The 20,399-nt window shown below is 72.7% G+C and carries 18 protein-coding genes and 1 pseudogene; 9 read left to right on the forward strand and 10 right to left on the reverse strand.

Annotation, left to right across the window (positions count from 1 at the left end; all coding sequences use genetic code 11):
- Positions 1-310 precede the first annotated feature (310 nt).
- The 5 genes from ABD080_RS02340 to ABD080_RS02360 all read right to left on the reverse strand — a co-directional run bounded on the left by ABD080_RS02340 (position 311) and on the right by ABD080_RS02360 (position 5,919).
- Positions 311-883, reverse strand: a complete 573-nt coding sequence (locus ABD080_RS02340; protein ID WP_240811174.1) for a TetR/AcrR family transcriptional regulator — start codon at positions 881-883, stop codon at positions 311-313.
- 173 nt (positions 884-1,056) lie between these two features.
- Positions 1,057-2,397: an MFS transporter gene (locus ABD080_RS02345; protein ID WP_343903500.1), complete on the reverse strand. Its 1,341-nt coding sequence runs from the start codon at positions 2,395-2,397 to the stop codon at positions 1,057-1,059.
- Between the two features lie 265 nt (positions 2,398-2,662).
- On the reverse strand, positions 2,663-3,946 hold the full coding sequence (locus tag ABD080_RS02350) for an alpha/beta fold hydrolase (protein WP_343903501.1): 1,284 nt from the start codon (positions 3,944-3,946) through the stop codon (positions 2,663-2,665).
- A gap of 21 nt (positions 3,947-3,967) precedes the next feature.
- Positions 3,968-5,062 (reverse strand): LacI family DNA-binding transcriptional regulator, encoded by a 1,095-nt coding sequence (locus tag ABD080_RS02355; RefSeq protein WP_343903502.1) that lies wholly within the window; start codon positions 5,060-5,062, stop codon positions 3,968-3,970.
- 119 nt (positions 5,063-5,181) lie between these two features.
- Entirely contained in the window at positions 5,182-5,919 is a 738-nt protein-coding gene (locus ABD080_RS02360) for a GAP family protein (protein WP_343903503.1), read from the reverse strand.
- Between the two features lie 102 nt (positions 5,920-6,021).
- On the opposite strand from ABD080_RS02360, the gene ABD080_RS02365 reads away from it, so the two are divergent.
- Positions 6,022-7,254 carry a sensor histidine kinase gene (locus tag ABD080_RS02365; RefSeq protein ID WP_343903504.1) on the forward strand — a complete coding sequence of 411 codons (1,233 nt, stop codon included), beginning with the start codon at positions 6,022-6,024 and terminating at the stop codon, positions 7,252-7,254.
- Positions 7,251-7,958 (forward strand): response regulator, encoded by a 708-nt coding sequence (locus ABD080_RS02370; RefSeq protein ID WP_343903505.1) that lies wholly within the window; start codon positions 7,251-7,253, stop codon positions 7,956-7,958. The genes ABD080_RS02365 and ABD080_RS02370 overlap by 4 nt, the downstream gene beginning before the upstream one ends.
- Before the next feature lie 15 nt (positions 7,959-7,973).
- Here ABD080_RS02370 and ABD080_RS02375 read toward each other — a convergent pair whose 3' ends face one another.
- The gene (locus tag ABD080_RS02375; protein ID WP_343903506.1) at positions 7,974-9,095 is read right to left on the reverse strand and encodes a methyltransferase; all 1,122 of its coding nucleotides are present in this window, start codon (positions 9,093-9,095) and stop codon (positions 7,974-7,976) included.
- Positions 9,096-9,206: 111 nt separating this feature from the next.
- On the opposite strand from ABD080_RS02375, the gene ABD080_RS02380 reads away from it, so the two are divergent.
- On the forward strand, positions 9,207-9,689 hold the full coding sequence (locus tag ABD080_RS02380) for a P-loop nucleotide/nucleoside kinase family protein (RefSeq protein ID WP_343903507.1): 483 nt from the start codon (positions 9,207-9,209) through the stop codon (positions 9,687-9,689).
- Positions 9,690-9,710: 21 nt separating this feature from the next.
- Here the strand turns inward: ABD080_RS02380 and ABD080_RS02385 are convergent, their stop codons facing one another.
- On the reverse strand, positions 9,711-10,700 hold the full coding sequence (locus ABD080_RS02385) for a TerC family protein (protein ID WP_137768962.1): 990 nt from the start codon (positions 10,698-10,700) through the stop codon (positions 9,711-9,713).
- A 249-nt stretch (positions 10,701-10,949) separates the two neighbouring features.
- Positions 10,950-12,443: an FGGY family carbohydrate kinase gene (locus ABD080_RS02390; RefSeq protein ID WP_343903508.1), complete on the reverse strand. Its 1,494-nt coding sequence runs from the start codon at positions 12,441-12,443 to the stop codon at positions 10,950-10,952.
- 175 nt (positions 12,444-12,618) lie between these two features.
- Here ABD080_RS02390 and ABD080_RS02395 point away from each other — a divergent pair, with 175 nt between their 5' ends.
- From ABD080_RS02395 to ABD080_RS02405, 3 genes are all read left to right on the forward strand, one after another.
- Positions 12,619-13,269, forward strand: a complete 651-nt coding sequence (locus ABD080_RS02395; RefSeq protein ID WP_343903509.1) for a DUF6318 family protein — start codon at positions 12,619-12,621, stop codon at positions 13,267-13,269.
- A complete protein-coding gene (locus tag ABD080_RS02400; RefSeq protein WP_343903510.1) occupies positions 13,220-14,326 on the forward strand; it encodes a hypothetical protein in 1,107 nt (368 codons plus the stop codon). Before ABD080_RS02395 ends, ABD080_RS02400 begins: the two co-directional genes overlap by 50 nt.
- A gap of 121 nt (positions 14,327-14,447) precedes the next feature.
- Positions 14,448-16,622: a family 78 glycoside hydrolase catalytic domain gene (locus tag ABD080_RS02405; RefSeq protein ID WP_343903511.1), complete on the forward strand. Its 2,175-nt coding sequence runs from the start codon at positions 14,448-14,450 to the stop codon at positions 16,620-16,622.
- 71 nt (positions 16,623-16,693) lie between these two features.
- Here ABD080_RS02405 and ABD080_RS02410 read toward each other — a convergent pair.
- Both ABD080_RS02410 and ABD080_RS02415 read right to left on the reverse strand, forming a co-directional pair.
- Positions 16,694-16,813: pseudogene (locus ABD080_RS02410) on the reverse strand (hypothetical protein); the annotation flags it as partial.
- Positions 16,814-17,061: 248 nt separating this feature from the next.
- Positions 17,062-17,445 (reverse strand): carbohydrate kinase family protein, encoded by a 384-nt coding sequence (locus ABD080_RS02415; RefSeq protein ID WP_343903512.1) that lies wholly within the window; start codon positions 17,443-17,445, stop codon positions 17,062-17,064.
- A 381-nt stretch (positions 17,446-17,826) separates the two neighbouring features.
- Between ABD080_RS02415 and ABD080_RS02420 the strand changes: the two genes are divergently transcribed.
- The 3 genes from ABD080_RS02420 to ABD080_RS02430 all read left to right on the forward strand — a co-directional run bounded on the left by ABD080_RS02420 (position 17,827) and on the right by ABD080_RS02430 (position 20,355).
- Positions 17,827-18,492, forward strand: coding sequence for a YitT family protein (locus ABD080_RS02420; protein ID WP_343903513.1), 666 nt, complete (start codon positions 17,827-17,829; stop codon positions 18,490-18,492).
- A gap of 28 nt (positions 18,493-18,520) precedes the next feature.
- The gene (locus ABD080_RS02425) at positions 18,521-19,093 is read left to right on the forward strand and encodes a DUF421 domain-containing protein (RefSeq protein WP_343903514.1); all 573 of its coding nucleotides are present in this window, start codon (positions 18,521-18,523) and stop codon (positions 19,091-19,093) included.
- 71 nt (positions 19,094-19,164) lie between these two features.
- Positions 19,165-20,355, forward strand: coding sequence for a PD-(D/E)XK nuclease family protein (locus ABD080_RS02430; protein WP_343903515.1), 1,191 nt, complete (start codon positions 19,165-19,167; stop codon positions 20,353-20,355).
- The last annotated feature ends 44 nt before the right edge of the window (positions 20,356-20,399 follow it).

The raw sequence follows: 20,399 nt of genomic DNA on the forward strand, positions 1-20,399 counted from the left end.
GGCCGGGAGCGCAGAGAGGCTTGTGAGGACCCGGCGACGACCGGGGCGGGACGCGGTGGATGCGGAACTTTCTTCCATACTGCGTGATGCCACGGGGACTCCTGGAGAACCTCGGGGAACGGGAACCCCGACGGCCGTCTCGCCTGCCCAACCACCGGGAACCCTGCATGACCGGCGCCATCGCCGATCATGTGCGGGATGGATGGTCACGCTAGCAAGCGCGGCGCCGACGGACAAGGGTCACCGTGACACCGCAGGCGCGCGCCGCGTTCCGGCCGCTGGCCGTCGCTGTGGAAGTTCCTTCCGGACGTCAGGCGCTCGGGGTGGTGCCCCAGGTCGCCTTGAGGTCGTCCACGTACTGCCGGAGGATCGCGACCATGTCGACGGAGTCGTCGAGCAGCCACTGCACCTGGAGACCGTCCATCAGCGCGACCATCTGACGCGCGATCGTGCCGACGGGGGCGTCGGCACGTACACGGCCGAGCTCCTGGTCCCGGATCAGGCACGCGGAGAGGGAGGCGAGCACGTCCCGGAAGTGGCCCGCCATCCAGGGGTGCGCGGGGTGGTCCTCGGTGACGGCCTCCCCCACCATCGTCGTGTAGAGGAGAACGAGCTGGTGCCTCGTGGAGTTCACGGCGGCAACGTCGACCAGCTGGTCGAAGCACGTCCACGCTTCGTCGTCGAGCCGCAGGCCGCCCTCGTTGTCCATGACGTCGCGGTAGGCGAGCACGGCGCCGAGGAGCGCCTTCTTCGAGGGGAAGTGGTGGGCGAGGCCCGAGGGGGAGATCCCTGCGGCCTCCGCGACCTGGGACATGGAGGTCGCCGCGAAGCCCTGGCGCGCGATCAGATCGACGGCGGCGCGCAGCGCGCTCTCCCTGATCACGGCGGAGTCCTGGCCCCGGGGACGACCGGGGCGACGGCGGGCGGTCCTGCCTCGTTGCGGGACAGCAGTCATGGGAGACCCTTCGGCACGGGAGGGATCGCCATCGACCCCCCGGGGACGCCGGTGCCGGAGCGGCGAGGCCGCTCCGGCACCGGTTCATTGGTACGGGCTCACTATTTCACGGAGCGGATGAACATCGTGAGCACGGCGCCGATCACGGAGGCGATCAATGCGGCGACCAAGAGCGCGGTGAAGTTCGTGCCGTTGCCCAGGTTCGCGAGCAGGAAGCCGCCGAAGGCAGGAGCGAGAGACTGCGGCAGGGCGTTGGCGATGTTGAAGACGCCGAGATCCTTGCCGACCTCCTCGCGATTCGGGAGCACCTCGAGCACGAGCGCGAGGTCCACCGCGCCGTAGACACCGTAGGCGAGACCCATGATCGCCTCGACCACGTAGAAGGCAGAGACGGTATCGGCATGCAGGAGCATGTACGTGCCGATGCCGAACACGAGGATCGAGACGGCCACGAGGGACTTGCGTCGACCGATCTTGTCCGAGAGCCAACCGCCACCAAGGCTCGCCACCATCGCGGCGACCGTGTAGATCGTGACGCCGGTGGCCACGGCGGTCGTGGCCGAGCCGGCCTCGAGCCCCAGATGGTTCGTCATGTACTGCAGACGGAACGTCGTGAACATATAGCTGGCCAGGATGATCATGAACCGACCACCCCAGGCGAGGGCGAAGTCCGGGTAGCGGATCGGGTTGCGCCAGAAGGTGGTGATCAGCTGCACGAGGTTGAAGGGATGCCGGTTCTGCGTGAGCACCGGTTCCGGGAGCATGAAGGCGTAGACCGCGACCATCACGAGGCCGAGCAGCGCCGGCACCATGAACAGCATGACCATGTTGTCCTTGAACACGGGGACCATCCACGTCGCCACCATGACGGCGACGTTCGCGGCGATGTTCACGAAGCCCGAGACCTTGCCGTACTGCCGCTTGGGCAGCTGATCCGAGAGAGACGCGGTGAAGGCCGCGAAGGCCATGTTCGCCGTGGCCTGGGCGAGGAACCAGCCGATCGCCATGAGCAGCGCGCCCGGAGCGACGGCGATCAGCAGGAGGCTCAGCGTCATGCCGAGGATGCCGGCGATGATCCAGGGACGGCGACGACCGAAGCGGCCCGTGGTGCGGTCGGAGATGCGCCCGCCGACGGCATTGAAGATGACGGCGGCGAGTGCGCCCGGTGCGATCGCGAAGGCGGTGATCGTCGCCTGCTGGGCGGGATCATCGGTGAGGGTCTGCGCCTTGTAGGCGATGGAGACCGTCGCCGGTCCCATGAGCCCGACGAAGATGCCCATCTGCCCCAGCACGATGCCGAGCACGAACCACCAGGGCTTGACCTTGTCGGGCTCGATGCCGAGGTGCGGGATCGGGAGCTTCGGACCGATGCGGTTGGGGCTGCCCTGGAGGTCGATCGTCGGATCAGGGGCGAACCCGATGCCGGGGTCATGAGAGGTCACGAGAGGACTCCTTCGTCACGTGGCGCACATGCGTCGTTGCAAGCCGCTCACTGCGACCTGGAGGAGATTATTAGTGCCGCATCACTAATTTGTCGATCCCGAACCGACCAGTGGTTGGTTTTCTGTCGCAGGGCTCCCGACGAACCCTCCATGACCTGCGACGGCGCAGTGCGGAGTGACGGAGCTCACGGCGCCCCGAGCGGTCGACGAGACACGGCGCCGCCCCGGGAGGGGCGACGCCGTGCGGCGGCGGGAGGGGCCCGAGTCAGGCGGCGCGGCGTCCTGCCGCGAGGTCGAGGAGATGGTCGAGCACGCCCTCGCCGCTCGCGCGCAGGCCGTTGTGCTCGAACTCGCTGGTCACCCAGGTGCGCATCCGCGGCAGCAGGGCCGCCGTCGCGAGCGAGAGATCGCGCGGCACGTAGGCGTCCTCGAAGTAGACGGCCGCGGCGGCCGGGACCTCGGCCGCGCGCAGGGCCTGCTCGTCGTACAGCCGCGGCCACGCGTGCGCGGCGAGGATCTCGGCCGCCTCCGCGAAGGGCGCGAGCTCGGGATCCTCGGTGATCGCCTCGTGGTGCATGTGCTCCCCCGCGAGCAGCGTCGGGTCCTCCCGCACCGGCGCGGGCATGGTGCGCTCCGCCGTCCACGCGGTCGCGGTGCCGTCGGCCCAGCAGGACTCGTGGATCACGGCGTACAGCGGGTTCCGCCCGCCGAAGGGCAGCGCCGCGGCGAGGTCGTGCGCGAAGGCCGGCGAGTCCGGGTCCAGGTCCAGCAGCAGGTGCAGCCTCTCCTGGCCGGAGGAGGCGCCCAGCAGGTGCCCGAGCCGGCGCAGCCGCTCCACGCCCACGGTCCCGTCGGGGATCCGCAGGGTGCCCGCGGCGGCGCGGTCCGCGAGCGCGCGGAAGCGGTCCCGGTCCCCCGGGAAGCGGTCCCAGTAGCGCTCGGAGCGCACCGCCATGCCCTCCCAGGTGAGGCGGTAGGCGGCCTCCATGTCCGGGCCCACGCTCGGCAGCCCGCCCGTGAACAGCGCCGTCTCCACGGAGCTCGCGTGCGCGCTCAGGTAGCGCAGCGCCGTGAAACCGCCGAAGGACTGCCCGAGCAGGCTCCAGCGCTCCGCGCCCAGGTGCTCGCGCAGCAGCTCCGCGTCCCGGGCGATCGCGTCGGCCCGGAAGTGGGTGAGGTACTCCGCCTGCTGCTGCGGGCTCGCCTCGCGCAGGGTCGCGGCGCCGTCGGCCGCCCCCTCCGGCAGCGGCGCGTCGAGGCCCACCGGGGTGGAGCGGCCGGTGCCGCGCTGGTCCAGCATCACCACGCGGAACTCGCGCAGCGCGCGAGGCAGCCAGGGCGGGGTCGAGGCGTCGAGCGGGCGCGGGGCCTCCGAGCCGGGGCCGCCCTGGAGGTAGACGAGGTAGGGCAGGTCCTCCCCGCTGGGGGCGGTGACGATGCGGGCGAAGAGCTCGATGCGCGGCGAGGCCGGGTCCGCATGGTCCAGCGGGACGGGGAGGGTGAGGTCGGTCAGGTGGAGTCCGGGCAGGGACCAGGTGGTGGCGCTCATGGCCTCAGCCTAGGCCGCAGGTCAGGAGGGGACCGCGGCGTCGGCGTCCCCGTCGGCGATGCCGGCGCCGTCGCGGCTGGTGCTCCCGGGGAAGAGCTCCCACTCGAAGGTGTGGAGGGTCCCCGGGCGGTCCGTGCGGTCGCGGGCGCGGTCCACGACGACCTCCGCGATTCGGGAGAAGACGTCCTGGACGCCGAAGTAGCTGATCGCGCCGAAGTACAGCGACTCCTCCGGCACGTCCCCGATCGAGATGATCTCGAGGTCCTCGGGGGTGCGCAGGCCGACCCTGTCCGCCGCGCGCTGCAGGGCGATCGCCTGGTAGCCGGTGTAGCAGATCACCGCCGCGGGCCGGTCCGGGCCGGCGAGCCAGTCGAGCGCGGAGAGGTACGTGGCGCGGTCGCCCGCCTCCGTGGTGCGCACGAGCCGCTCGGGCGGCCCGTCGCCGTGCTCGCGCGCCGCGTCGAGGAAGGAGCCCAGGCGCGGTCGGGGCGGCTCGTCCCCCACCGGCACCGGGTGCGGCGCGAGCAGGTGCACCACCGGGTGCCGGGACCGCAGGAGGGCATAGGCCTCCCGCATCGCCGCGAAGGGGGTCGAGGCGATGACGTCGAACCCCTCCGGCTCCATCTGCGCGGTGAAGGCGACGATGCCGGTCTGCGTCCCCGCCGCGAGGCGGCGCGTGAGCGAGGGGCCGTCCGGCGTGAGGTCGATGCTCGTGATGAGCGCGGCGTCCGCGGAGGCGCCCTGGAGGTACTCGAACCAGCGCTCGTCCGCGAGGACGAGGGTGGAGAGGTCGTGCGGGAGCGCGGTGGCCCGCACCTGCCGGGTGAGGCTCACGCCCCACGGGTCCCCGAGGGCGCTCAGCGCGAGCACGATCCCGCCGCCGCGGCCCGTGCGCATCGCCTGCGCGTGGCGGTTGGGGACGTAGCCGAGCTCCTCCGCGGCGGCGCGCACCCGCTCCTTCGTGCGCGGGGAGCCGGCGGAGCGCAGTCCCCCGCGCCCGGACAGCACGAACGACGCCGTGGCGATCGAGACCCCCGCCCGTCGGGCGACATCCGCCAAGGTGGTCGTGCGGCCGCGCCCCCGCGCCGATCGTCCGGAGCCTGTCCCCGTGCTCATGCTCGCCCACCCCCGGCGTCGCCCCCGAAGCCGCCGCAGCCGGCGCCCACCCTCGATGCTAACGGCGCCCCACGCTCCTGCCCCGGGCCTTCTCCGCATCGTGACCTCCGATGCTGGGATCACCGGGCGAGGGCCCCGATGATCGGACCCACCGTCTGCAGCAGCAGGATCACGCCGATGATGCCGAGCGCCCAGGAGAGCGCGCTCGCGGAGCTGCCCACCGCCCACGTGTGCACGCGGTCCAGGGTGCGATCCGCGCGGGAGCCGAGCAGCAGGCGGATCCCGCACAGCACGAGCGCCGGCACGATCATCAGCAGGCAGTACCCGGTGAGCACGAGGGCGCCCACGCCGAGGCCCACCTCCTGCTCCGCGAGGATCCCCATCGCCGCGAGGTACGGGAGCATCGACGCGGCCTCGATCGTCCCCGCGAGCAGGGCGAGGCCCACAAGCGCCCGCGGGCTGCCGAGCGCGCGCCCAGCCCGCTCGGTCCACCTCCGGGCCGAGGCCTCCGGGTCCCCGCCGCGGCGGCGCACAGCCTTGGGGTCCGTGCGGAAGGACGCCCACATCAGCGCCGCGCCGACCACGGCGATCAGCACCGTGCCCACGGTCCCCGCGAGCAGGCCGCGCAGCGCCTGGGCGAGCGGGAGCAGACCCGCGAGCAGGGCCACGCCGAGCACGAGGTAGAAGACGCCGATGACGCCGAGGTAGAGCAGGGTCCCGCGCACCACGCGCCGAGCACCGCCGGTCCCGGAGACCAGCAGGATCAGCGGGACGACGAGCGTGCCGATCGACGTGCCGTCCAGCAGCGCGAGCCCCACGAGGGCCAGCGGGGTGAGCGTCTCCGAGGTGAGGTCCATGCCCCGATGCTCGCGCGGGCCGGGGCGGACGGTCCTCCTCCGAAGGTGCCGATGAGCGCCGTGGCCCTGCTCACGACGGCCCCGCGACCGTAGGCTTGACACGTGCCCTCCTCCCCCGACGCGGATCGCGACCCGGTCCCGGCACCGCGCGCGCCGCTCGACGTGCGCGCGGCGGCCGGCTACACCGTCGCCGTGCTCGCGCTCGCGGCGATGGGCCTGGTCAACCAGCCGTTCCTGCGGCCCGACGATCCCTGGTCGCTCGGCGTCTCGCTGCCGCTCATGCTCGTCGCGGCCGCGAGCACCCTGTGGCGGCGGCGTGCGCCGGCGGTGACGCTCGCCGTGGGCGCGCCGCTCGTGGTCGCCGAGCTCCTGGGCGGCGGGCAGATGTCCGCGTACGTGCTGCTCTTCGAGGCGCTGTGGTGCCCCGTCGTCCACGGCCGGCTGCGCCTCGCCCACCTCACGACGCTCGCCGCGGCCGCCGTGGGCGGGGTGCTGATCCTCGCGGCGGGGCTGCTCGTGCGGGACCTCGAGGCGCTGCTGGGGGTCGCGATCGTGCTCTCCATGGTGGTGCTCGTGCCGCTGCTGTGGGGGTGGGAGGTGCGCCATCACCGCGATGCGCGCGCCACCGCGGAGTCCGTCGCCTCCCTCGAGCGCGAGCTCGCCGCCGAGCGCGCCTCCCTCGCCGTGGAGTCCGAGCGCCGTCGCATCGCCCACGACCTGCACGACGTCATCGCCGGTCACCTCAGCGCCGTCTCCCTGCACACCTCCCTGGCCGCGGACCTCCCGGACGCGGCCTCGCGCGAGCGCTCGCTGCGCACCGCCCGGGACTCCTCCCGCGCGGCCCTGCGGGACCTGCGCTCGATGATCGGCGTGCTCACCGCGGAGGAGGGCGCCGCCCCCACCGCGACCCTCTCCTGGGGCTCCCTCGGCGAGCGCCTGCGCGGCGGGCTGCCCGGGGCAGAGGTCCGGATCGACCCGGCGCTCGACGCCGCCGCACCGGGGGCCCCTGCCGGGCCCGGGTCCTCGGGGATCGAGCCCGCCGCGCAGGCCGCGCTGCTGCGGATCGGCGCGGAGGCGGTCACGAACGCGGTGCGGCACGGGGCCGCACCGGCCTCCCTCACCGTCACCCTCGACGGGGAGGACCTCCTGCTCGCCCTCGACAACGCGATCCCGCCGGGAGCGCCCCCGCCCCGGGCCGATGGCGTGGGCCGCGGCGCGATCACCGCGCGCGCCGGGGCCGTGGGCGGCGAGGCCCACAGCGCGCCGGACCCGTCGGCCCCCACCCGCTGGAGCGTCCGCGCCCGGCTCCCCGCGACCGGAAGGATCCCCGCATGAGCACCGTCCCCCCGCCCGATCCCCGCCCTGTGCCCGATGCGGCCGGCCCGATCCGCGTCGTCGTCGCGGAGGACCATCCGGCCGTGCGCTCCGGCCTCGTCGCGCTGCTCTCGAGCGCCCCGGGCATCACGGTCGTGGCGGAGGCGGCCGACGGTCCCGCCGCCCTCGCGGCCGCCCGCGCGCAGCGGCCCGACGTGGTGCTCACCGACGTGCGGATGCCGGGCGCGACGGGCATCGAGGTGACCCCGCAGCTGCGGGAGACCGGGGCGAGCGTGCTGGTGATCTCCGGGTTCGACCTCGACGAGTTCGTGCTCGGCGCGCTCGCCGCCGGGGCCGATGGCTACCTCGTGAAGTCGGAGGAGCCCGCCGCGATCCTCGCCGCCGTGCGCGCCGTGCACCGGGGCGACGCGGTGCTCTCCCCCGCCGCGACCCGCGCCGTCGTCGCCGCGCTGCGCGAGCCGGCCGCGGGCCCCGCGCAGGCCGCCGTCGGCGCCCCCGCGCTCGCAGGACCGCCGCCGCAGTTCACGCCGCGCGAGGAGGAGGTGCTCGGGGCCGTCGCCCGCGGGCTCAGCAACCAGCAGATCGCCGACGAGCTGTTCGTCGAGATCACGACGGTGAAGTCCCACCTCACCCACGCGATGCGGAAGCTGGGCCTCGACTCGCGGGTGCAGGCGGCGCTGTGGTGGCACCGGCACCGCGGCTGAGCATGGGCCCGCGGATCAGGCGGCGGGGCGGAGCCTCCACAGCGAGGTGACCTCGCGCGAGCGGGCGGCGTGCAGCGGGTCCAGCTCGTCCTGCGAGCGCGGGTGCCGCGGCGCCGTCTCCTCCCGGCCCACGACCTGCAGACCCGATGCCTCGATCCTCCGCTCGAGCTCGCCGCGGCTACGCAGGTGCAGGTGCTCGGCGAGGTCGGAGAGCACGAGCCAGCCCTCGCCGCCGGGGCTCAGGTGGTCGCCGAGCCCGGAGAGGAAGCGCCCCAGCATCGCGGAGTCGGCGTCGTAGATGCCCAGCTCGAGCGGGGAGGTCGGCTCCCCCGGCAGCCACGGCGGGTTGCAGACCACGAGATCCGCCCGCCCCTCGGGGAAGAGATCCGCCTCGAGCACCTCGACCCGGTCCGTGAGCTCGAGGTGCTCGACGTTCTCCTTTGCGCACTCCACGGCGCGCGGGTTGATGTCCGTCGCGACCACGCGGGCGGCGCCCCGGCGGGCGAGCACCGCGGCGAGCACGCCGGTCCCGGTGCCGAGGTCGAAGGCGGTCAGGTCCCCCTCCCGCGGCAGCGGGGCGCGGGCCACGAGGTCCACGTACTCCGAGCGGGAGGGGGAGAACACGCCGTGCCGGGGGTGCACGCGGGCGCCCAGCGCGGGGACCGGCACGCCCTGCACGTGCCACTGCCAGGCGCTCAGCACCCCCTGCAGCTCGTTGAGCGCGACGAGGCTCGGCTCGCCGAGGTCCCCGTAGGCCTCGCGGCAGGCCTCCGCGGTGTCCGGGGCGCGGCGCAGGTCCAGGCGCAGCTCCTCGTCCAGGAGCACCACGAGCCCGGAGAGCACGAGCGAGCGCTGCGCCCGGTCCTCGCGGTGGGCGCGGAACCGGCTCGCGAGGTCGATGTGCGCGGGGACCGTGCCGTGGTCCATGCGCCGGCCCACGGCCTTCAGCATCTGCCGGGCACCGGGGAAGTCACCCCGCCACAGCAGCCCCTCCCCCGCGCGTAGCCGGCGCAGGGCCGCGTTCGCGGTGATCGCGTCGTCCACGACGGTGAGGCGCTTCGGGGCGGGCGCACCGTTCTCGGAGTGCCAGCGCGCGGTGCGCTCCGTGCCGTGCTCGGTCCAGCGGACCATCGTCATCGAGAGCTCCTGGGAATCTGCGAGGGCGGCCCCGACGGGGAGCGTCCTCGCGACGGGACCGTCCCATCGGGACACCCAGTGTCCCAGGTCCCCGGCTCCTATCCTGGCCCGATGAGCCATGTGGTGCTGATGTGCGGCGCGGCGGGCGCCGGGAAGTCCACCGCGGCCCGGGACCTCGAGGCCCGCGGCATGCTGCGGCTGTCCGTGGACGTGGAGGCCTGGGGGCGGGGACTGCGCCGCATGCCGCTGCCCGATGACGTGAGCCAGGAGATCGTCGCGGACCTGCAGCGACGTCTGCTCGAGGCGGTCGCGGCGGGGCGCGACGTGGTCGTGGACCTCTCCTTCTGGTCGCGGGCGATGCGGGAGGAGTGGCGGGAGCTGCTCGCCCCCACCGGCGCCACGGTCGAGATCCTCCACGTCGTCACCGACCGCGGCACGGCGCTCGCCCGGCTCCGCGAGCGCGCGGGCGCCCATGCGGACGACTTCGCGCTCCCGCCCGGCCTCGCCGAGCAGTACCACGAGAACTTCGAGCCGCCCGGGCCGGACGAGGGTCCCGTGACCGTGCTGCGCACCGACGGCCCGCCGGCCGCCTGACCTCGGGCGGGCGGCGGCGGGTCAGGGCGCGTCGGCCGTGACCTCCTCCGGTCGCTTCCGCGTGGCCCGCAGGCTCGCGACCGTCGCGACCGCGATCGTGGCGCCGATGAACAGCAGCGAGAACCAGATCGGGATCTCCGGCACCCACAGCAGCGGCTCGCCGCCGTTGACGAAGGGCAGCTCGTTGACGTGCAGGGCGTGGAACACGAGCTTCACGCCGATGAACGCGAGGATCACGGCGAGGCCCTGGGCGAGGTAGACCAGGCGCTGCAGCAGCCCGCCGAGCAGGAAGTACAGCTGGCGCAGGCCCATGAGCGCGAAGGCGTTCGCGGTGAAGACGATGTAGGCCTGGTCGGTGAGGCCGTAGATCGCGGGGATCGAGTCGACCGCGAAGACCAGGTCGATGAAGCCGATCGCGATGATCGCGAGCAGCATCGGGGTCGCGAAGCGCCGGCCGTCCTTGCGGACGCTCAGGCGGTCGCCGTGGTACTCGTCCGTGACGGGCAGGACCCGCTTGACCAGGCGCATGAAGCGGCCGTCGGCCGGATCCCCGTCGTGGTCACCGAAGGCCTGCCGCCAGGCGAGGACGAGCAGCAGCGCGCCGAAGAGGTAGAAGATCCACGAGAAGTTGCTGATGAGGGTCGCACCCACGGCGATGAACGCGCCGCGCATGACCAGCGCGATGACGATGCCGATCATCAGCACCTTCTGCTGATAGATGCGGGGCACGGCGAAGCCGGTCATGAGGATGAGGAAGACGAAGAGGTTGTCGACGCTGAGCGCCTTCTCCGTGAGGTAGCCGGCGAAGTACTCGCCGCCGAACTGCCAGCCGGAGACGAGGCCGATGCCCACGCCGAACAGCAGCGCGAGGCCGATGTAGAACGCGGACCAGCGGGCCGATTCGCCGATGCTGGGCTCATGGGGCGTGCGCACGTGCACGAGGAACTCGAACGCGAAGAACGCGACGGTGACGGCGATCGTGATCGCCCAGACGAGAGGAGTGATCTCCACAGGGGCCTCCAGGGACCGGGGGTCGAAGGACGGGTGCCAAAGTCTCCTTCGCCCCGAGATCCCGGGGCCGACGGCCCGGGCCCGCAGGAGCAGGCCGTACTGACGAGCGCGCCGAGGTGAAGTACTCCCTCTGCGGAAGCGAAGATAGCGACCGAGTCTGGGGAGCGGCTGAACGAGGCCCCCCACGTGGACCCTGCCGCGGGGACGCCACGCAGGGTCTGCGCATGCCGGGACGGCTGGTCGCCGTCGTCACGCTCGGGCGGCGAGCTCCCCGATCCGCGCGGCCGCGTCGTACAGGGCCCGGTGCGCGGGCCGCAGCGCCGCGAAGGCCTGCACCGCGGCCGGATCCGGGGCGGTGAGCTCGCCCTTGCGCTCCGCGAGCGGGGCGATGGCGTGGCCCAGACCCAGCGCCTCGGCGCCCGCGATCGCGGTGCCCAGCAGCGTCGCGTCGGCCCCGGGGGCGAAGAGCGAGCGGACGGTGCGGCCGGTGACGTCGGCGAGGATCCGCCGCCACGGGGCGGAGGCCGCTCCCCCGCCGACGACCGTGAGCTCCTCGCCCGCCCTCGCGGGGTCCAGCGCGTGGGACAGCGCGAGGGCGACGCCCTCGAGCGTGCCCGCGTAGAGCTCCGCGGGCCCGGTGCCGGCATGGAGGCCCAGCACGGCGCCGCGCAGGGCGTCGTCCCGCACCGGGAACCGCTCCCCGCCGAGGGACGGCAGGACCAGCAGGCCCGTCGGCCCGCGGCCGCGGTTCCGCTCGCGCTCGGCGAGGAGCGCGTCGGCGGCCTGCGCGTCCATGCCGCCCAGGTACGCGTCCCGCGCCCAGGCGGCGGCCGCTCCCCCGGCGAGCACGGCGGAGATCAGCAGCTCGTCCTCCCCCAGGGCGAGGCGGTGCGAGGCCGGGTTGAACGGCGCGGGGTCCGGGCCGGTGCCGCGCGGGCGGATGCTCGCGATCCAGCCGCTCGTGCCGAGCGACGCGTGGTCCTTGCCCGGAGCGGTCCCGGTGACGCCGAGGGCCGCGGCGCCCGCATCCCCCGGGGCGAGCACGATCGGCACGCCCACCTCGAGACCGAGCAGGTCACGGGCTCGGGCATCGGTGCGACCCACCATTTGGCCGTGGCCGCGTGTGAGGCGCGGCAGCAGTGCCGGGTCCAGGCCCGCCGCGCGCGCCACGCCGGGATGCCAGTCCCTCGTCGTCGCATCGAGCAGGCCCGTGGTCGACGCGGTCGTCAGGTCGCACCAGAGGCCCGCGCCGAGGCGAGCAGCGAGGTGGCCGGCAGGGCCGAAGGTCAGCCCGTGCGCGCGGGCGGTGGCCTCCGGTTCCGTGCGGGCGAGGCGGCGGAACATCGCCGCGCAGCTGCTGGGGTCCTGACGATTCCCGGTGGCGGCGTCCCAGTCCGTGCCCTCCGCGGCGAGGGCGGTGCGGAGCTGCTGGGAGTCTGGGGCGGCGCGCTGGTCCGTGTAAAGCACCGCAGGGCGCAGGGCACCGTGCCCGCCCTCGAGGACGAGGTCCTGCATCTGACCCGTGAGGCACAGGGCTGCGACCTCGATGCCGGCGGTGGTGGCCTGCCCGATCGCGGTGCGGGCCGCACGGAGCCAGTCCTCCGGCTCCTGCTCCTCGCCACCGCCCGGCAAGGACGTGGTGGCGTAGGCCGCGCTGCCCACGGCAAGGGTGCGCCCGCCCAGGTCGATCAGCGCCGCCTTCACAGAGGAGGTGCCGAGGTCGAGGCAGAGCAGGCCGATCATGAGGCCAGAGTAAGCAGGTCAGGTGAGGGTTCGGAGCGACGTCCCAGGGCCGGGGCAGCGGACGCGCCGGGTAACGAACCTGGGCGCGGCTGTCCACAATCCCGCCGAGTCCGTGGCGCCGCGTGGGCCCGTCTGCTTGGGTGGGCGGAATCTGCTGCACGTCGAAAGGCCCCGCATGACCCGCCGCCTCCTCACCGCCTCCGCGGCCGCCGCGCTCGTCCTCGGGCTCGCCGCCTGCGGCGACGACACCGGCGGCACCATCACGGACCCGCCCTCCACCATCGCCACCGGCGCCAGCGACGACGGCGGCACCTCCGACGGGGGCGGGGCCGGCGGCAGCACAGGTGAAGCCTCCGACGACGGCGGCACCACCAAGGCCGCGCCTGACATCCCCGCCCCGGACCCGGCCGACTATCCGGGGATGGATGAGCACACGGACGAGGGCGCGGAACAGGCTTTTAAGTTTTATATCGACTCAGTCTTTTGGGGATTCGAGACAGGAGATAGTGCCGCCATCAAAGAGATGACTGCTGCCGACTGCAATTCCTGTACTGGGGTAATCGACCAGATTGACGATCATGGAAAAGCGGGAGAATACTGGAGTCACGTAAGCCTCGAGGCAGGGGAGCTTCGCTCGGAACCCTATGAAGACTTCGAGATCTCAGTGATCTATTCTTTCGTCGCCTCGGCCCACACTGAGCCCGACCTCGATTCCGACGACACCGAAGATGTGCCGAAAGCACTTTACGGAACGGCCGGAGCCCTAAACTGGCAGGATGACCACTGGGAGCTCGGGGATGTTTCGATCACGAACGAAGATGCGTAGTGTTCGGCGCCGCCGGACGCTAACTGCGCTATTCCTGGCGGCGGCGACGGCGATATTCTGGGTGGGCGCTACTCCCTGTGCATTCGCCAAGGGTATAGCTGCCGATTCGGACGGCGAAGGTCTTAAAGTTGCCTCACGAGCGGCCACCGATCTCCTGAAGCGAGTCCAGGGAGTGACATCTGAGAATGTGCCCGGAGTGGGCCCGAAGGACCTACCGCCGTTCTACTTCACCTCAAAGGCTGTGGAGGGTGGCGGCGGCTACAACTGCACGGACCTCGCCGGCGGCGGACAGAACTGCTCCGTGCCCACTGGCCAGTGCCAGGGTGGAACGAACTACTCGACCGCGTCGGGCGATTTCGTCGCAGACCCCGCACGCGCAAACCAGGGCACCTCCGGCGCCGACATGGTGACGGTCGCTCGCGAAAGAGTCGAGAGAGCGACAGGCAACCGCCAGTTCCTTGGCTACGGCTGCCAGGAACGCGGCCAGGCCGGCTCGAACACGGCACAACCGGCCGCGGCCCCCATCGTCATCACGGTGACCCGCGAGGACTTTGCGAAGCTGCCCGTCGAGCCTGCGGTGGCTCACGCCGGTCCGAGCGACGGCTGGCTGCCCGCCGGCATGCCCAACGTGCTGCACGCGGAGTCCGAGCCCCAGGTTCTCGACGCCACCCTCCTCGACACCCCGGTCTCAGTCCGCGCCACCGCGCAGAGCTATCACTGGGACCTCGGTGACGGGAACACGATCGACACCGAGAAGCCGGGCAAGCCCTACCCCTCGGAGGAGATCAGCTCCACCTACGCCTACGAGGGCTGGTACGACGTCACGCTCACCACCACTTTTACCGGAGAGTTCTCCGTCAACGGCGGCGAGTGGCAGACCATCGACGGCACGATCGAGGTCGAGTCCGAGCCGATCGAGGTGTACTCCAAGTCCCTAGAGTCCCGACTCGTCGACGGCGACAAGGCGCCCGACGAGAACGAGGACCCGTGGAAGCCTGAGCGGTCCTCCGCGACCGACGGTCCGCAGGACCCTGAGGCCACGCACCGGAAACTCTGACGCCACGGCCCCGCAGGGGCAGGACCTGGCACTCCCCGACAACACGTCGACCGAGCCACATAGGCTCGCTCCAGCAGCACGCCTGATGACGAGCCCGCCGGCGACGAAGGAGCACGCGAGCATGAGCACCCCGGACCTCTGGCGCCACAGCCCGGCGATCTGGACGGCCCCTGTCGCCGAGGGCGGCTCCGAACCGGACTGGGCGTTCCTGCGCTGCGAGGTGCACGTGGACCGCCCGGTGGCGGAGGGGACGCTGCACCTGGCGGCGTCCTCCCCGGAGCCGGGCCGGCAGTTCGTGGCCCGGGCCAGCATGAACGGCGCTGAGCTGGGTCAGGGCCCGGTCCGCGCGATCGCCGACGAGCGCCGGTACTCGAGCTGGGACGCGTCGCCGCTCCTCATCGAGGGCGCCAACGCGATCGGCGTCGTCGCGTGGACACCGGAGGATCGCCGGATCCAGGTGGCGCTGCGGATCCGGTACCGCGACGGCTCGGAGGAGGTCGCGGCGCCGTCGGCCCCGTGGACGGGCCTCGCCGGGGACCGGGCGTACCGTCCGTCGGGCAGCATCGGCACGCACTACTTCGTCGCGCCGCAGGAGCACTTGGTGGGCCGCGACTACCCGTGGGGCTTCGACCAGCCCGGCTTCGACGACAGTGCCTGGGCCCCGGCGGCCACCAAGGAACCCTTCACGACGCTCGCGCCGGACCCCACGGCGACGGTCACGACCTTCGAGGCCGCACCGGTGGACGTCGCCGCCGTCGGCCCGGGGACACTGCGCTTCGACTTCGGCGGGACGTACGTGGGCGGACTGTCCCTGCCGGGCCTCGGCAGGCCCGCGCAGCTGACGCTCCGCTTCGGCGAGCTGCTCGACGAGCACGGCCGAGTGCGCGCGCACATGGCGACCGGCAACTATTACGAGGACCGCTGGGAGCTCGACGGGCACGAGCCGCACCTCCGCACCTGGGGACTGCGGGTGTTCCGGTACCTCGAGATCGACGGTCTCCCGCCCGAGGCGGCGGAGTCGGTGCGGGCGCTCGGGCACGTGTACCCGCTCGGCGAGCGCACCCGGTTCCGCACCGACGATCCGCGACTGCAGCAGGTGCTGGACCTGTGCGAGCACACGATGGTGCAGACCAACGGCCCGCTGCTCGTGGACTCGTGGAGCCGCGAGCGGGAGCCCTACGAGGCGGATGCCTATCTGCAGGCGAAGGCGAACGCGGCGCTCAGCGCGGAGCAGGAGCTCGCCGGCTACTCGCTGGACTACCTGCTGCAGCGGCGCACCTGGCCTACCGAGTGGCCGTTCTACCTGGTGCTCCTCGCCGCGGAGCACGCCGAGCGAGGCGGTGACCTCGACGCCCTCGCCGCCCGGCGCGACCAGCTCGCCGCCCTGCTGCCCACGGACTGGATCGACCCGGCGACGGGCCTGATCCGCAAGCTCCACGGCAGCGACGGGTCCGCCAGCGTGGCCGACCACGACATCGTGGACTGGCCGCCGTCGGAGCGGGACGGCTACCTGTTCGGCCCCGTGAACACGGCCGTCAACGCCGTCGCGCACGGGGCGTTCTCGGCCATGGCGCGGATCGACGAGCTGCTGGGCCACCCGGATGCGCCCGTGCACGCGGAGCACGCGCGCCGCCTGCGCGAGGCGATGAACGCGCTGCTGTGGGATGAGGAGGCCAGCACCTTCATCGACGGGCTCGACGCGGGCGGCGCCCCGCTCCCCCACGCCGCCGCGCACGCCGGCGCCTTCGCCTCGGCCCTCGGCGTCGCGGATGCCGACCGCGCGGCCCGGATCGCCGAGCACCTGGCCCCGCTCGGCATGCCCGTCAGCGTCTACGCGGCGCCGTTCCTGCTGCGGGCGCTGCTGCGCGGCGGTCGCGCCGACGCCGCTTTCGACCTGCTCGTCGCGACCGGTGACCGCTCCTGGCTCGGCATGATCGAGGCGGGGGCGGGCGCGACGATGGAGGCCTGGAACGAGCAGGTGAAGCCCAACGTCTCGTGTGCGCACCCGTGGGGCGCCTCCCCGCTGTTCCTCGTCGTCGAGGACCTGCTGGGTCTGCGCCCGCTCGCGCCCAGCTACACCGAGTTCGCGGTGGCGCCGCAGGTCCCCGAGCAGATCGGGCACCTCGGAGCCTCGGTGCCGACGGTCGCCGGGCTCATCGAGATCGACGTCAGCGGGGAAGCCGCCGGCCGCGCCGTGCGGGTGAGCGTGCCGGAGGGCACGCGCTGCCGACTGCGCTGGGACGGCGAGGAGCACCTACTGGGGCCGGGACCGCACGCCTTCGACAGGAACAGGTGACGACACCGACCACGGCGCCATGCCCGGACCAGAGCCTCGACGGCCGTGCCGCCGTCATCGACGACCGTCACGAACCGCCACTTCCCGAAGGCCGTGCACGCATGCGAGAGGCCCAGCTCCACGACGTCGCCGACGGCGACCGGTTCCTCCGCCCTCACGGAGGAAGGCGCGCTGGCCGCGATCGTGGCCACGGGCTCGCTCGCACCCGGTGGCTACGCCGCGCAGGGTGAGGGTGCGGCCTGCGCATCACGCGCTCGGCCATCGCAAGGGCTTCCGCCCCGTCACGCGCGCCGGTGCGCCCGACCGCGGCGCCGAGCTCCGCGAGCACACCATCAAGACAGGTGCAGGGCCGGCACCGGCGGATGCCCCCTCGGCGGAAGGCGGCCGGGCGGGCACCGCCTCGACGACCTCGATCCGCGGGGCGCGCACGGCGGTGCGCTCATCGGCATCGCCCCCGTCGGCCGCGAACTCCACGGCCCCCACCTCGGCGTCCTTGACGACGAGGTGGGCCGCGAGGGAGCAGCGCCTGCACGTCGTCCGCGGTGGTGGTGCGCCAGAGTCCCCGGGCCTCGTCGCGACCTGTGAGGACGGTGTCCGCCTGCCCGGCCGCGGCGAGGATCGTGGCCACGGCCTCCTCGCGCCCGGACCAGTGGACGGGCCGGTGGTTCACGTCGAAGCTCACGATCGCCCTGTGGTGCGTGGGCGGCACGGATCGCGGCGTGCACGAGCTCGCGGAGAGCGCGAGGGCGACGCCGGAGAGGTGCACGATCCGCACCCGCGAGATGTCGATCCGCTCGAAGGCCGCGGGTCCCAGGCGGTACACGGCGGTGGGAGGCGACGCCGTGGCCGGGGTCCTTGAGGTTGAAGCCCGTCGGCGCCCCCGTCGGTGATGAGGAAGTCATCCTTCGCCTCCAGCCGCTCGGCCCGCCACGGCGCGACGCGATCCATGGGCTCGCCGATCGCAGGCAGGTCCTCGCCCCGAACAGGCGTCCACGCACCACGAGGCTGCGGTCATACCGGTCTCCCACGACCAGCGGCTCGAGGCGGCTCGAGGCTCCGTCGACCAGCACGGGCGCGCGGCCCGTGCTCGGGCCGACCGAGGACGCGGTGCGGCCGCAGGTGACGGGCTGACCCGTCGGTCACGGTGCCGTCACCTCGATCGATCCGGGGCCGACGGCGGGGGCGCCGGTCCTACAGTGCTGGCATGCCCTCTGCGTCCCACCCGTCGGCGGACTCCGCGCCCGCCGACTCCTCCGCCGCCACCCCGCCGATCGACGCCGTCATCCCGCACCGCCCCACCGAGGACGTGCTCGGGGTGCTCACCGGCACCTTCCTCGCCTCGCTGGGCCTGTACCTGCTGCAGAGCGCCGGGGCCGTCACCGGCGGCACCGCCGGCCTCGCCCTGCTGCTCACCCATGCGCTGAGCACCCCGTTCGCGGTCCTGTTCGCGCTGGTAAACCTGCCGTTCTTCGCGCTCGCCCTGTGGAAGAAGGGGTGGGTGTTCACGGTGAAGACCGCGATCTGCGTAGGGCTGATCTCCGCGTTCAGCCTGGTCCACCCGCGCTTCCTGCCGCTCGAGCAGGTGCCCCTGCTGTACGCCGTGATCGGCGGGAACCTGCTGGTGGGCGTGGGGCTGCTGATCATCTTCCGGCACGGCGCGAGCCTGGGCGGCTTCAACATCCTCGCGCTGATCCTGCAGGAGCGGGCCGGGCTGCGCGCCGGCTACGTGCAGATGGCCCTCGACGTCGCCGTCATCCTGCTCTCGCTGCTGGTCCTCGACGTGCCGCGGGTGCTGCTCTCCGCCCTGGGCGGCGTGGTGCTCAACGTGGTGCTCGCCCTGAACCACCGGCCGGGGCGGTACCGGGCCTGACCGTCGCGGGGCCAAGGACAATGGCCCCATGATCGACTGGGAGCTCCTCTGGCACGACTACGTGGGCATCAGCCCCACCGGGATCCTGGGCGTGATCGCCTCGACGGTGGTGCTGTACACCGCCTTCTCCGTGCTCATGCAGGCGATCGGGCCGCGGCTGATGGCGCGGCCCAGCACCGGCAGCTTCGTGGTCCTCGCGGTCGTCGGCGGCATCACCGCCCGCTCCACCCTCGGCGAGTCGCCGACGATGCTCGGCGCGATCATCGTGCTCGCCACCCTGGTGCTCCTCGAGTACGCCACCGGGCACATCCGCCGGGTGCCGCCGCTGGTGCGCCGCACCCGTCCGGTGGTGGTGATGGTCGACGGCGCGGAGGTCCCGGAGGGGCTGCGGCGCAGCCGCCTGACCCGGGGGATGCTGCTGGACCGGCTGCGGGCGGGCGGCGTGCTCGATCCGGCCGACGTCGCCCTGGTGATCCTCGAGGCTCGCGGCACGCTCACGGTCCTCCCCCACGGCGCGCGGATCGCGCCCGAGCTCGTGGACCACGTCGAGGGGCGCGAGCGGATCCCCGCCCGCCTGCTCGCGGACGCGGCGGCGGGCTGAGCGGACGAGCGAAGAGCAGCACCCGACAAGATCGGACGGGCCCGGTACAGGCCTCCGATTAAAGTCACCTCATGACCGCTGGCCCCGCCGCTGTGAGCGACATCGTCCGGATGCTGCTGCCCTCGATGTCGCGGAGCCTCGCCGAGCAGTTCAACGTGTTCCGGGTGATGCATCACGGCACGCACGAGAAGCAGCTCTCCAACGTCTTCGCCTGGCTCCTGGAACCTGACGCGAGTCATGAGCTCGGGGACACGTTCCAGAAGATCGTGCTCGAACACGTCAACGCGGGGCTGAACTCGGAGTGGCTCCTGCCGGCGAGCGGGTACCGGGTGGCGCAGGAGGTCGCGACTCCGGGAGACGACGGGCTGCCGTCCCCGCTCGGCGACGACATCGCCGACATCGTCCTCTCCCGAACGGACGGCGCCGTCGTGATCGAGAACTTCGGGACCTCCGACGGACATGGTCACTCCTATGCCCGATACCTCGCCCTCGGCACGAGCGGCGAACGGCCGGCGGCCGTGGTGCTGCTGTGCCAACGCCGCGAGACGCAGCTCCTGCGCGACGGGTGGGAGAACGCCGTCGTGCTCAGCTACGGCGAGGTACTGAGCGATCTGCAGGCGCACGTCAACCGGACGCCGGCCTGGCGCAGAAGGCACCCCGACCAAGACTTCTTCATCCGGCAGATGCTCGAGCACTTCGTGGAGGGACCAGCCGCAGTGAACACCGAAGACACGATCAGCTTCCTGACGACGATGTGCGAGACGGGCGAATCCGCCCGCTACGGCCACCGTCCTCGAGACCTCGCCTCACAGGAGTTCGCCGACCTTGTCGCCGAGCACGCGCGCCGCCAGCTCGAGGACAGTCGGAAACTCCTCGCCGATGTGAAGGGCGCCTTGCGCACCTACGCGCGCGCGGTGCTCATGGAACAGGTCAACGCTCGGATCGGCGAGGGCACGATCGAACAGGTGGTGACGCGGTTCGTGGGGAAGTGGGAATGGTGCGTCGAGCTGCAGCGAGCCGATGCCAGCCCCACGATCTTCCTGGAGTTCGGGCCGACGGCCGTCGTGGAGCAGGAGCGGGTGCCCAACCCCCTCGACCAGCCCGACTACTCCAAGCTCTTCATCACGCACGCCAGTCTCGAAGGTGATGGCGTCAAGTCGATCATCCAGACCGAGGTGAGCCTGGCAGAGATTCTTGCCGGGCTTTCCCCTGAAGACCTGCGGCTTCTGGATGCTGTACTGGCCGCGGCCGCGGAGTCATGACCGGGTAGGTCAAAGAAGCGGAGGGTACTCGCGGGCCAAGGCAG

It is taken from the genome of Brachybacterium rhamnosum (genome assembly GCF_039526185.1).
In the GTDB taxonomy this organism is placed as follows: domain Bacteria; phylum Actinomycetota; class Actinomycetes; order Actinomycetales; family Dermabacteraceae; genus Brachybacterium; species Brachybacterium rhamnosum.

Coding starts and splice junctions, on each gene's coding strand:
- ABD080_RS02420 (WP_343903513.1), top strand. CDS start 17,827: ATGCCCTCTGCGTCCCACCCGTCGGCGGACTCCGCGCCCGCCGACTCC.
- ABD080_RS02425 (WP_343903514.1), top strand. CDS start 18,521: ATGATCGACTGGGAGCTCCTCTGGCACGACTACGTGGGCATCAGCCCC.
- ABD080_RS02400 (WP_343903510.1), top strand. CDS start 13,220: ATGACCACTGGGAGCTCGGGGATGTTTCGATCACGAACGAAGATGCGT.
- ABD080_RS02405 (WP_343903511.1), top strand. CDS start 14,448: ATGAGCACCCCGGACCTCTGGCGCCACAGCCCGGCGATCTGGACGGCC.
- ABD080_RS02360 (WP_343903503.1), bottom strand. CDS start 5,919: ATGGACCTCACCTCGGAGACGCTCACCCCGCTGGCCCTCGTGGGGCTC.
- ABD080_RS02380 (WP_343903507.1), top strand. CDS start 9,207: ATGAGCCATGTGGTGCTGATGTGCGGCGCGGCGGGCGCCGGGAAGTCC.
- ABD080_RS02355 (WP_343903502.1), bottom strand. CDS start 5,062: ATGAGCACGGGGACAGGCTCCGGACGATCGGCGCGGGGGCGCGGCCGC.
- ABD080_RS02370 (WP_343903505.1), top strand. CDS start 7,251: ATGAGCACCGTCCCCCCGCCCGATCCCCGCCCTGTGCCCGATGCGGCC.
- ABD080_RS02375 (WP_343903506.1), bottom strand. CDS start 9,095: ATGACGATGGTCCGCTGGACCGAGCACGGCACGGAGCGCACCGCGCGC.
- ABD080_RS02350 (WP_343903501.1), bottom strand. CDS start 3,946: ATGAGCGCCACCACCTGGTCCCTGCCCGGACTCCACCTGACCGACCTC.
- ABD080_RS02430 (WP_343903515.1), top strand. CDS start 19,165: ATGACCGCTGGCCCCGCCGCTGTGAGCGACATCGTCCGGATGCTGCTG.
- ABD080_RS02395 (WP_343903509.1), top strand. CDS start 12,619: ATGACCCGCCGCCTCCTCACCGCCTCCGCGGCCGCCGCGCTCGTCCTC.
- ABD080_RS02390 (WP_343903508.1), bottom strand. CDS start 12,443: ATGATCGGCCTGCTCTGCCTCGACCTCGGCACCTCCTCTGTGAAGGCG.